At 45.5% G+C, this 13,375-nt stretch carries 5 protein-coding genes; all 5 read right to left on the bottom strand.

All coding sequences use genetic code 11. The features are described 5' to 3' along the window. Window positions 1–56: 56 nt before the first annotated feature. Complete coding sequence (locus AC1DU2_RS29100; protein ID WP_477388974.1) at window positions 57–1,502, bottom strand: MBL fold metallo-hydrolase; 1,446 nt, start codon at window positions 1,500–1,502, stop codon at window positions 57–59. 9 nt (window positions 1,503–1,511) lie between these two features. Beyond that, window positions 1,512–3,509, bottom strand: coding sequence for a hypothetical protein (locus AC1DU2_RS29095; RefSeq protein WP_477388973.1), 1,998 nt, complete (start codon window positions 3,507–3,509; stop codon window positions 1,512–1,514). A gap of 242 nt (window positions 3,510–3,751) precedes the next feature. Then, window positions 3,752–5,554 carry a beta-galactosidase gene (locus AC1DU2_RS29090; RefSeq protein ID WP_477388971.1) on the bottom strand — a complete coding sequence of 601 codons (1,803 nt, stop codon included), beginning with the start codon at window positions 5,552–5,554 and terminating at the stop codon, window positions 3,752–3,754. A 344-nt stretch (window positions 5,555–5,898) separates the two neighbouring features. Then, window positions 5,899–7,134, bottom strand: a complete 1,236-nt coding sequence (locus AC1DU2_RS29085) for a hybrid sensor histidine kinase/response regulator (protein WP_477388969.1) — start codon at window positions 7,132–7,134, stop codon at window positions 5,899–5,901. A 33-nt stretch (window positions 7,135–7,167) separates the two neighbouring features. After that, a complete protein-coding gene (locus tag AC1DU2_RS29080) occupies window positions 7,168–12,816 on the bottom strand; it encodes a HAMP domain-containing protein (RefSeq protein ID WP_477388967.1) in 5,649 nt (1,882 codons plus the stop codon). Between the last annotated feature and the right edge of the window lie 559 nt (window positions 12,817–13,375).

Below are 13,375 nucleotides of genomic sequence, written 5' to 3'. Positions count from 1 at the left end.
TGTTTGATTAGATGATTACAAATCGTTTTTTTACGTATAAAACAACTTATCTATGATTAATTTGCATCACTGTGAACCTCATATTCTATGTAAAACTTCTGTTGGTTGTACACTGGCTTAAAAGGCACTTTAGCCCATGCTTCTTTGGCCTGGCCATCCGGGTCGCAATCAGGGTCATAGCCAATATCCATTACCAGCACGCGGTTTTGCGTATTTTCTTTTAGCTTTTTATAAAGATTTACCGCCGGCATTTTCCAACCGTTATTCTTGGTGATATTTGGGTCAGTACGATCAACAGGAATCATGGCTACAAGGTCTTTATGGATGATCTTATCGTCAAGATATTCTTTCAGGGTGGCGTTATGGCTGCAATGGTGCCCTACTTTATATAAAACAGTATTATTCAACAGAAAATCTAAAGTAAAACCTGGCTTTACTTTGTCTTTATCCCATTTAATATCTTCCCATGAAAGCCAGTTGCCGGTTTGGGCATCACCAACAAATAATAAAACTTTACCGCTATCAACCAGTTCAAAAGCCAGTACCAGGCTACTGTTGTTGGTGTAAGTATCCAGGTAAAGGGATAAGCGCTCGGCCTGGTCAAGCCACTCGTCGTCTATGGTGCGCCAGGCATTTTTTTTCATCTGATATTCTTTCGAAAACAACTTTGATGTCAGTTTTCTATCGTGCTTTTTGTCGAACGGAAAATTTCCCTCATCCGAATCCACCGGCCCGCCTGTAAAATTTTTCATCGCCGATAGATAGCCTTCGGCAAGGTTACTTATTGCGGCAAGTTTAGTGTCGTAAGTTTCATCCTTATTGGGATTAATATCAAACAGCAAATTGCTATTTCTTGGCGGCCCCAGTACATAAACCTTAACCGAGTTTTGAGGCAGGGCGGGCAAATCCAATACAGAACCCGGCGACAGGTAAGATATGGTTTTACCCAGTTTGCGTAAATTATCAATACCCATTTGCGGCACTACCGGCGGACGTTTTACTTTCTTTTCGGCTTTTGGTACTTCAGCATCATCGGCTGCCAGATAAAAACCCAAAACATCACTGATGCGGCTGGAAGCAAGCGAGTGGCTTTCGTTATTATTTTTTGCAAGTTCGGCCACAATTTTTTGGAGGTTGTCGGTCACTTTACGTTGCCCGGCAGCAATTTTGCCGGCTTGTTCATCTTTCGGATCATCAAGCCACGATAGCCACACGTTATTGATACCTGTTTGCTGGAAAATATCGAAAGCGTGTACATATCCCGACAGGTGATCATTATGCTGGTGCGTACCCACTACAACATCAAGGGGCTTACCCTCCAAATCATCCTTAATAAACCCGGCTATAGTTTGAAGCCTTTGCTCAGATTTATCTGAATTGCGAAACGAGCCGCAATCAATTAATACCGAACTTTCGCTCCCGTCTTTTTTAAATTTTAACAGGAAGCAATCTCCAAGTTCGCCAACCTGGAACATTTTTATATTTACGCTAAGGTTACTCATGATAAGGTTTTAATGAAAATGTAAATTGGCAAAATTTATAGTACTAAACCCGTTATCGTCATCGTACATCGAATCGGAAAACGAAAGGGCCGCGTCGTCTTTACCTTGCTGATATGCAAGCTGCTTGGTAAACCTGTCCTGGCTGGCTATATTTTTTGTAACCAGGTAATTAACCTTAAAATCCTCGGCCATATTAAAAACAATAGTACAACCGCCCCTGAATTTCATTCTGTCAACAAGTGGGCTGCCTGTTTTTAAATCAACCCTACCTGTTTCAATTAATATGGTTGTTGATTGGGTTATGGTTACTATTACCTGTTCCAATATCATTCCGTCGCGGCCTAAACGGTAAGCAGGCCTTATTTTATGGATTTCAATAGGCAGCATGCCGCTTGTCCGTTCCTGTTTTAATTTAACGCCATCCAGTTCTTTATACCCAATTACAGTGGTGCTTAAGCCCAGCTTAGGCAACAGGCTTTCCAATTCGGGGCCGGATAAGATAGCCGAGGGCGTATTGCTGTGATTTTTTTGAGGCTTACCAACCAAAAAATCGTGGAAAGCGGCCTGTATAACTTTTGATTGTGTATAAATTTCTTTACGATCGGCCAGGTTGGATAGCGTTCGTACTTTATCCCTTAAAAAAACGGCCATTTTCCCAAGACTGTTCCGGTCCAATGGCCCAAAATTATCGGGCGTACACCATCTCAGGCTCTCTTCCGAAAAAGTATTTACATGATCGGGAAATATGCCCCAACTCCTGAAAGCATCTATAAGTGCTATGCGGTAATTATTGTCATCGCCGGGTGCAAAATCAATATCAGCGGTAACCAGGGCACGCAAATACTCGCCAAATGTAATGTCAACCGGCGGGCAGTAATCCAGTGCGCGGATTGCTACCTTCATTAAATGCTGGGCTATTTCGCATACTTCCTGCGCAAGCCTTGTAGCCAAATCAAGCTGTAGTACGCCCTGGGGCAATACACCCGAGCCATTTGTAGCTATCCTGATTAAATCCTGGGTTTTAAAATTATAAATCTTGATGAGGGCATCAAAAAAAGTAGATACCAGTACCGATCCTAACTCATGTGCCTCGGTTCGGGTTTGGTAAAGCGTAGGGTCGGGCTTACTTCGTTTCCAGATTCCGTCTTTATCAGTGCCGCCTATGGCGCTGCGTAAGGCCCCCCTGCCGTGCGCCATGGCGTTGCCAAATTGAGTGGCCAGTTCGCCCAGGAAAGTAAACTTATCTAAACTGCCATCAGATTTTGAAAACTGGTTAATTACCAATTCATTAATGGTAAACCGTTGTAATAACGCAACAATATCGGCAAAGGCTTCATGAAAAGCCGGCACATCGGGATTTGTGTTTTCGATAAACCGGGGGTGAATACTATCTAAAAGCGCGTGGGTAACCTCATGCGATACGATATCTGGCGAGAGACACGCAAATACTGCCCCGTTTGGAAAATTGGCCCCCTGTATTTGCTGCGCTGCTTTAAAATAGCCAAACAGGATGGCTTTTTTCTCGGTAGTATAATAGGCATTGGCAGCCCTGAACGCGTGCGGGTACAAACGTATGCGCTGAACATAGCTTTCGATAGGCCGGCCGTTTTTACCTTTTACAGGGTTTCCCTGGGGATCTTTAACGATGCGCGAGTTCCAGATTAATTTCCGGCCCAATGATTGTTCAAAGTACTCCAGGGTTTTCATGGCAATTGTGTACACAAACTGCTGATGAAATTGCGGATTGCCTTCGCTTGGGGTTAAGCCGTTTTGCGATAGAACTTCTACCGAATCCAGGTTTATCGGCTCATAATAACAATTGCTTGGCGGGTCGATGTCTATCACTTCAAAGTATTCGCCGGTTGGCCCTGCATTTTCGGGCTTATCCAAATTTTCCCATAGTACCCGGTAGGTAGTCTGGTTAAATTTCATGGTATCCAGCTGAGTTGAAAAGCCCGGATCAAGGGTGTATCCCCTTAAGTACCGGTAAACCAATTTGACCGCCATATTAATTATGTTTAGTGTTTAGGAGCTATTGTTTGCAGTAGTAAAGTTCTGATAATGATTAATATATACAATAGGTGTTTTTACGGTATTTTACAGATATTTTCCGCACCACAACCATCCTGTTGTGACTTTAAATACACTCAATAAATCTTCACGTGGATATGGCTATCCCATAAATAAAAACAGCTTGCTCCTAATCAATTCGGGGCAAGCTGTGCAAATATTGGGTGTTTTGTTTAAGGTTATTCCAGCGTATTTACTCCTTTAATGGTGGTTTTGGTTTCCTGGTGCATATCAAATACAGTTACACTGTTTTTCCCTTTAAGCAACCAGTTTGCCGGGCAATACAAGTGGAACTGAGGACCAACATTCCAGTACCGGCCCAGGTTGTGGCCGTTTACCCAAATAACTCCTTTTTTAAAGTTACTAAGATCAAGATACGTATCGGCCACTTTGCTTAATTCAAAGCCGCCTTTAAAGTATACACCATCATGGAATCCTTCGGGATATTTATTGGGCAATGAGGCTATGAATTTTTCGTCCATAGGAAGCTTAAAAATCTGCCAGTTGGTAAGCGTCATTCCATTGAGAGTAACGCGGTCGGTAATGCCCTTGCGGTCAATCATGTATTGTGCAAAGTTTATGTGGCCCATGTTCTCTACCAGGATGTCCAGTTGCGGATTTTTTACATCCGATTTTGGCAGTTTGATAGTCCACTTGCCGCCATCGCGATAAATGGTATCAACCAGTTTGCCATTTAATAAAACAAGTGCGTAATCATGCGGCTCGGTTATGGTTAGGCTGCCGCTTTTATGGCCAATAAGTTTTGTGCGGTACAATATAAAGYCGCTATACTGGCCCAGAGCTTCCATGGGTACCGGTTGTGGCGATTTAACAGCCGCAGGCAATTCTTTCCAAACGGTAGTAAAAGGCACCATATCAAAAGCCGGTATTTCGACTGTTGGTATCGATTTTGGAACCTCTGGTATTTTGTATTTCACATATTTTGAAATCAAATTGCGTAGCGCAAAGTATTTGGGCGTTGGTGCTCCCTGCTCATTTACAGGCGCATCATAATCGTAACTGGTAACATCGGGCTGAAACTGGGTGGGGCTAAATGCGTTTGCTCCCGCATTATAGCCAAAGTTGGTACCGCCATGTACCACATACAAGTTGAAAGAACGTTTGTGTTCAAGTAAGTAAGTTACCTCTTTCACAATGCCATCAGTACCTGGCTTTTGCCATTTTTCTGTCCAGTGCGTTAACCAGCCGGGATACGATTCGCTGCTAAAGGCCGGAACATTGGGGTTTTGCTTGGCAGCCTGGTCAAAATCGGCATCACTGCTGCCGCTATCTAAGCCAATAGCTGCACCGTCAACACCGCCTGCCTCCAACATAAAAGCGGTCGGGCCATCAGCAGTATAAAATGGCACGTTGATGCCATTGGTAACCCAAAGTTTTTTAAGCGCTTTAATATAATCCCGGTCATTAGCATAGCTGCCGTATTCGTTTTCGACCTGTACCATCAGTATCGGGCCGCCGCTGGTACATTGCAGGCCCTTTACCTGTTGCGACAACGCAGTCACGTACCTGGTTACCGCCGCCATATAGCGGGGATCCATGCACCGTATTTTAATATCGGGAATTTTTAAGAGGTATGGTGGCAGGCCGCCAAAATCCCACTCGGCACAAACGTACGGACCGGGGCGCAACAGTACCCACATGCCCTCTTGTTTACACATGCTGATAAATTCGGCAATATTCCTGTTTTCGGTCGTAAAATCGAATACCCCCGGCTGATGTTCCAGGTAGTTCCAGAAAACGTAAGCGGCAATGGTATTACAACCCATGGCTTTGGCCATTTGGATGCGCTGGCGCCAGTAGATTTTAGGAATCCTTGCCGGATGCATTTCACCGCTGATGATCTGGAATGGTTTGCCATCAAGCAAAAAATCGGTTTTGCTTAACGAAAAAACATGCTTTTGCTGCGCACCTGCAAGCCCTGCCAATAGGATGAAAAGAAATAAGAGGAACGTTTTTTTCATGTGTGATGTAAACTATTTATATGTTAATCGTGTGGTGACGGATAGCCTTAAGTCCTTAGTCCTGAGTCAAAATGAATAAATCTAACTTTCGACTCAAAACTTAGTACTAATAACTTAATACTATTACAGCAAGCCTGCCGTGCCACAAATTTAAAATAACAAATGGTTTTTGATCGGCCTTACACAAACGTTTGTGTGTTGGTTCATTGGTTTACTGGTTCATTAGTTCATTGGTCTTTTCCGGCGGAGTAATGTGGGTGTCAGCAAACTATGGTGAAACGCCCATATTGATAAAAAACATGAAGTGAAATAAAAATCAAACAGATCTAACTATTGCTCCCATTTTACAACTCCGGTGGTTCTGTAAAATGTGGTAAGGTAAAACGGAAACAGGTGCCTTTGTCTACCTCGGTATCTACATTAATGGTGCCTCCGTGGGCAGTTATAAAATCCTTTACCAGTAAAAGGCCCAGTCCGCTGCCTTTTTCCATATTGGTTCCTAAAATGGACGTTTGGCCGCTACTGCCAAAAAGCATGGCCTTCGTATTTTCGGCCATCCCTACGCCATTATCGCGTATACATATCTCGACCATGTCGCCTGATATACAGGCAGAAACTTTTACAGCGCCGCCACCGTGTGGTGTGTATTTAATAGCATTGGTTACCAGGTTTTGCAACACGGAGCGAAACATCAGGGTATCAGCCGTAATGTAAATATCTTCGTCAACTTCATTTTCAAGGCTGATGTCTTTTTGATTAGCCGTTTCGCGTAACAGGTCAAGCGATTCATTAATGCCATGGGGCAGGTGTAGTTTTACGGGCTGGAAACTTGTTTTTTCGCGTTGATTTTTGGCCCATTCAACCAGTTCATTCAACTGGCTTAATATTTTGTTCGAAGTGCGATTGATGATACCCGATAACAGTTTAATCTGCTCTGGTTTCAGCTTATCGGCATCTCTTTTCAAGTTTTCTGACGAGGCGAGCAACGAGGTTAAAGGGTTGCGCAGGTCATGCGAGATAACCGACAGGAATTTATCTTTTGATAGGTTAAGGGCCTTTAGCTCATGGTTCAGGTTCTCCAGTGCGATGGTGCGTTCAAGCACGCGCTGTTCCAGTTCCTGGTTAAGCTGAATAAGGTCGTTATTAATCAGCTGCAGTTTTTCTTCCTGCTGCTTCAGTAACCTGTTCTTCTGATACAATTCGGTAAACACAGCCACTTTCGACCGCAGGATCTCCGGGTTAAACGGCTTTCGCACAAAATCTACTGCACCGGCTTTGTAACCCTTAAACACGGCAGCTTCTTCGTAATCATGCGCCGTTATAAAAATAATGGGAATGTGCCGCAGCTTGTCCCGCTGATAAATAAGTTCGGCGGTTTCATAGCCATCCATCATCGGCATCTTTACATCCAGCAGGATGAGCGAAAAATCATCCTCCTTCAGCAGGATACGGAGTGCTTCGCGCCCGGAGGTAGCACTGGAAAAAGCATACTGATCTTTTTCCAGCACTACCCTCATCGATAGTAAATTATTTTCGTTATCATCAACCAACAGAATCTTAATGATACTGGTATCGTCCATTTTTAGCGTATAAGTACTTTGTTATCGATATAATTATTTAATGAGCCATACCCGCATCAGCGACAGCAACTGATCGGTTTTTACCGGCTTGGTGATATAATCTGATGCACCCGAAGCGATACATTTTTGCCTGTCGCCAATCATGGCTTTGGCCGTAACTGCTATTATTGGCAGGTTTTTGTTTCGTGCTTCTTTGCGGATGATCTGTATCGTTTCGTACCCATCCATTTCCGGCATCATAATATCCATCAGCACGATGTCAATTGTTTTGTCCTTATTTAATATTTCCAGTGCTTCGCGGCCGCTCTCGGCAGTGATCGCTTCTATTTTTGATCGCTCAAATACCGCTGTTAAAGCAAACAGGTTGCGCACATCGTCATCGACAACCAGTACTTTTTTGCCATCAAGCACATCGGCCTGGGTGCGCACGCTATCAATCATTTTCAGCTTGCTCTCGCTGATATATTTTTTATCAACGTGCAGCAATACCAATATCTCCTCTAAAAGGTAAACATGAGACGATGGAGTTTTAGTGATGATTTTATGATTAAGGCGTTTAAGCTGAATAAGTTCGTCCTGCGTAAAATCCCTTGCAGAATGCAGCAGGATGGTGGTTTGCTGTTGTTTTAACAGGTTTATCTTATTGATCAGGTCCAGGCCGTTTGCATCGGGCAGTACAAAATCCATAATGATACAATCAAACATCTCCTTTTTAAGTATCGACAGTGCTTTTTTAGCTGTAACGGCACCCACAACCTCTACCCTATCACTTGATAACAATTCAGAGAGCCTGCTAAGCTCACTCTCGTTATCCTCTATCACCAGCACCCGTTTTTTGGAATGCTCGTGGAAGCTTACTATGCCTGTAATTAAATCCTGTAACGATGTATTTGAAAGCGGTTTCAGGCTAAATGATTTGGCGCCAAGCTTATGCGCCATTACCCTGTTATCCTCTCCCGAGATTACATGCACCGGTATATGCCTTAAGTTGATATCGCTCTTCAACAATTTCAGAATCTTCCATCCGTTTGATTCTGGCATGTTTACATCAAGCGTGATGGCAATCGGGTTGTATTTGATAATGTTATCAAAAATCTCGAGGTAACTTATGGCCACCAGCACTTTTATACCCATATCGTGGGCTTTATCTATCAGGATTTTGGTAAACCGAAGATCGTCCTCAACAACCAGCAACACCTTATCTTCGGCTACTATGTTGTGGCGGTCATCATCTATTACCATTTCGGCTGTTTCGGCCAAGCTGGTACGCAGGTGCGATACCGAAAGGTTCTCCTTGATTTTCACCACAGGTGTTTTTTCTTCTTTATATTTCAGCGGCAGGTAAAGTGTAAATGTACTGCCTTTGCCCAACTCGCTGCCCACGGTAATCGTTCCGCCTAACAGTTCGGCAAAGCCTTTACTGATGGATAAGCCAAGGCCGGTACCACCATATTTACGGCTGGTTGAACCTTCGGCCTGCTGAAAGGCCTCAAAAATGATCCCCTGCGTATTTTTAGAAATACCGATGCCGGAATCCTCAATAGAGAAGGCAATGACTTCGCCAGGCAGGCCAATAGGGTTTTCGTGTCCCGCCGACGGGCGGAAAATATGGAGTTTAACCCGACCTTTTTCGGTGAATTTAAACGCATTGGAGAGCAGGTTTTTGAGGATCTGGTTAAGGCGCTGCATATCTGTCTCCATCATTTCGGGCAGGGTTTCCTCTACTTCGATCTCAAATTTCAGGTTTTTAGCCTCGGAGATTGGTTTAAAGGTTGATTCGGCAAATGAGGCTATCTCTTTAAAGCTAACCGGCATTACATCGGCCGCTATTACACCCGATTCAATCTTCGACAAATCGAGGATATCATTAATCAGCTGGATAAGGTCATCCCCGCATGAATGGATGGTTTTGGCAAACATCCGCTGCTTTTCTGTAAGGTTACCTTCCGGATTTTCAAACAGCTGCTGGGCCAATATCAATAAGCTATTAAGCGGTGTGCGCAACTCATGCGACATGTTGGCCAGGAACTCCGACTTGTATTTGGAGGTAAGCGTCAACTGCTCGGCCTTTTCCTCTAACGAGCGGCCTTTATCATGCAGCTCGTCGTTCGCCCTTCTTAACTCTTCCTGCTGTGCCGAAAGCTCACTGGCTAATGACTGCGATTGGCTTAACAATTCCTCCGTACGGGTATTGGTTTCGATATTGTTCAACACGATACCGATACTTTCGGTAAGCTGATCCAGGAAGTCGATGTGGGTATCGCTGAAGTTTTCAAAAGATGCCAGCTCGATAACCGCTTTTACATTGTTTTCAAAAAGTACCGGCAATATCACCAGGTCGATAGGTGCGGCATTGCCTATACCCGAACTGATCTGTAAATATTCGTTTGGTACATTGGCAAGCCTTATCCTTTCCTTATCTGTAGCGCACTGCCCTACCAGCCCCTCGCTAAGCGAAAATTCCTGGTTAATGAGTTTGCGGCTCTTTTGCGCATAGCCCGCAAAAAGTTTCAGTTTGGGTTCGTCCGCGGCCTCGGGCTGCTCCAGTATATAAAACGCGCCGTAACGGGCATTCACCAGTTCGGCAAGCTCCGATAATACTTTGTTGGCCACCGCGTTCCTGTCGCGCTGTCCCTGAAGCATCTGCGCAAATTTAGCCAGGTTTGATTTCAGCCAATCCTGCTCGTGGTTACGTAAGGTTGTCCCTTTCAGGTTGGCAATCATCTGGTTAATGGTATCCTTCAAAGCTTCCAGCTCGCCTTTGGCCTCCACGCGTATGGTACGGGTAAGGTCACCCTTGGTTACCGCCGAGGCTACTTCGGATATGGAGCGCACCTGTACGGTAAGGTTTTGGGCCAGCTGATTTACGTTTTCGGTCAAATCTTTCCAGGTTCCGGAAGCGCCCGGTACACTAGCCTGGCCGCCCAAACGGCCCTGCACACCTACCTCGCGGGCTACGGTGGTTACCTCATCGGCAAATACCGCCAGGGTATCAATCATTTCGTTAATGGTATCTGTAAGCTGGGCCACCTCGCCTAAAGCGTTGATGGACAGGCGTTGTTTCAGGTTCCCTTTGGCAATACCGGTAGCCACCTTGGCAATACCACGAATTTGCCCGGTAAGGTTGGATGCCATTTGGTTTACCGAGTCAGTTAAGTCTTTCCAGGTACCGGCCACACCTTTTACGTGCGCCTGGCCCCCAAGCTTACCTTCGGTACCTACTTCACGGGCAACACGCGTTACTTCGGATGCGAAGGAGTTAAGCTGATCCACCATCGTGTTGATGGTGTTTTTAAGGTCCATGATCTCGCCCTTTACGTCGATAATAACTGTTTTTGAAAGGTCGCCGCTGGCCACCGCTTTGGTTACCTCGGCAATGTTACGTACCTGCGATGTTAAGTTACTCGACATCTGGTTTACCGAGTCGGTCAAATCTTTCCAGGTACCCGCAACGCCCGGCACAAAGGCCTGGCCGCCAAGGTTACCATCGGTACCTACCTCCCGTGCCACCCGCGTTACTTCGGATGCAAAACCACGCAACTGATCAACCATCGTGTTAATGGTTTCTTTCAACTGCAGGATCTCGCCCCTAACGTCTACCGTAATTTTTTTAGATAAGTCGCCGTTTGCAATCGCAATCGATACGTCGGCAATATTTCTTAACTGCGCGGTAAGGTTGCCGGCCATTTTATTTACCGAGTCGGTCAAATCCTTCCAGGTACCATCCACACCCGGCACGTTGGCCTGGCCACCTAATTGACCCTCGGAACCTACTTCACGGGCCACGCGGGTTACTTCGGATGCAAAACCGCGCAACTGGTCAACCATGGTGTTGATGGTATCTTTAAGCTCTAACAACTCACCCTTTGCATTTACCGTAATTTTCCGGGAAAGGTCGCCCTTGGCCACCGCAGTGGTTACCTCGGCTATGTTACGTACCTGCGAGGTAAGGTTATCGGCCATTTTATTTACCGAGTCGGTTAAATCCTTCCAGGTACCGCCTACGCCCGGCACATTGGCCTGGCCGCCCAGCTGTCCTTCCGAGCCTACCTCACGGGCCACACGTGTTACTTCCGATCCGAAAGAATTCAACTGATCCACCATGGTATTGATGGTGATCTTCAGTTCCAACATCTCGCCCTGTACGTCAACCGTTATTTTTTTGGATAAATCGCCTTTGGCCACCGCGGTGGTTACCTCGGCAATGTTACGTACCTGCCCGGTTAGGTTGCCCGCCATCTGGTTTACCGAGTCGGTCAAATCCTTCCAGGTACCGCCTACGCCCGGTACATTAGCCTGGCCACCTAACTGACCTTCGGAGCCCACCTCGCGGGCTACACGCGTAACCTCCGAAGAGAAGGAGTTAAGCTGATCCACCATCGTATTGATGGTATTTTTCAATTCCAGCAACTCGCCTTTGGCATCCACCGTAATTTTTCGCGAAAGGTCGCCCTTGGCCACGGCTGTGGTTACACCCGCAATATTACGTACCTGGTCGGTTAGGTTACTTCCCATCTGGTTTACCGAGTCGGTCAGGTCTTTCCATACACCACCTACACCTTTTACACGGGCCTGGCCGCCCAGTTTACCTTCGGTACCTACCTCGAGCGCCACACGCGTTACTTCGGACGCGAAGGAGTTGAGCTGATCCACCATGGTATTGATGGTTTTTTTCAGCTCCAGCATTTCGCCTTTTACGTCAACCGTAATTTTTTTAGAAAGGTCGCCATTGGCCACCGCAGTGGTTACACCGGCTATATTACGTACCTGCGAGGTAAGATTACCCGCCATACGGTTTACAGAATCTGTTAAGTCTTTCCAGGTACCTGCAACACCCGGCACCTTGGCCTGCCCGCCCAGCTTACCCTCGGTACCTACCTCGAGCGCCACACGGGTTACTTCGGACGAGAAGGAGTTGAGCTGATCCACCATGGTATTGATGGTGTTTTTTAACTCCAGGATCTCTCCTTTGGCCTCTACCGTGATCTTTCGGGAAAGGTCGCCCTTGGCTACAGCCGTGGTTACAGCAGCCACGTTACGCACCTGGGCCGTTAAGTTACCAGCCATCTGGTTTACCGAGTCGGTAAGTTCGGCCCATACGCCCGCTACGCCTTTAATTTTGGCCTGCTCGCCCAGTTTACCTTCCGAGCCTACCTGCCGGGCTACCCGGGTTACCTCCATGGAGAACAGCTGGAGTTTGGAAAGCATCTGGTTTGATTCCTTGGCTATCCGCAGGAACTCCCCTTTTAGCGGATGGCCTTTTATCTCTAATGGGATATGTTTAGATAAATCTCCGTTGGCAACGGAGTTAATCATCCCCGCAATTTCTAACGTAGGCGAAGTAAGATCTTCGATGAGGTTGTTTAATGAATTTACACCGCTTGCCCACTCACCTTTAGCATCCGACAGTTCGATACGTTTGCCCAGGTTGCCCCGTTTACCAATGGTTTTTTCCGCAGCAGATATCTCGGCTACAAAACGCTCATTCATGTCGATAATGTCGTTGAGCACTTCGCAAATGCGGCCGTTGATACCCGCCTGGGTTACCGGCATGCGCACATTAAGCCTGCCTCCTTTAACAAGCGACAGCACTTTAAGTAATTCTTTAAGGTCAAGGGTGTCGGTGTCAGCTTGTGTAACGCCGGTTTCATTCAAGATGTTTTCTAAAATGTCGTCCTTCATGTGAAGAGTTTAATTGTGATCAGTTTATTTAAAATAGCTGTTACATAAACAACGGGAAGCCACATATGGTTAAATCCGTTATAGTAAAGATAAAAAAGCGACAGTAAATTTCTAAACAGTTAAGGCTAAAATATTTAAAAAGAAAATATTTTTCAGGTACAATAAAGCATCGGCAATTAGTCAGCAAATAAAACAAAATCCGACGAAATTGTTTTAAAATTTATTTTTTTAAACGTCAATTTTATTGCCGTATCAAAGGCAGTAATACGGGGACAATACCTTGATTATAAACTATTGGTTATCAAGTTCTTTCTCGTTTTTATCCTTCATTATACCGCAAACCTGTTAACTCCATTTTCAAACGGCAACACATTGCCTGAAGTCTTCTTGTTCTCTCAGAAGCTGTCTAAATTTGGTTTATTAATGTATTTATACTTCTAATGAAATATATCCACGCGTTATTGTGGGTGGTAAAATTTGGGGAAACGCTGAAGGCAATGACATCGTGAAAAGGGCTGTCATGGTGAGCTTGTCGAACCATAGCGGGCAAAGGCCCCTA

The organism is Mucilaginibacter sp. P4_C11, from assembly GCF_056402115.1.
Note: the sequence above shows the minus strand (reverse complement) of the source record. Positions and strands in the feature narration are given on the sequence as shown.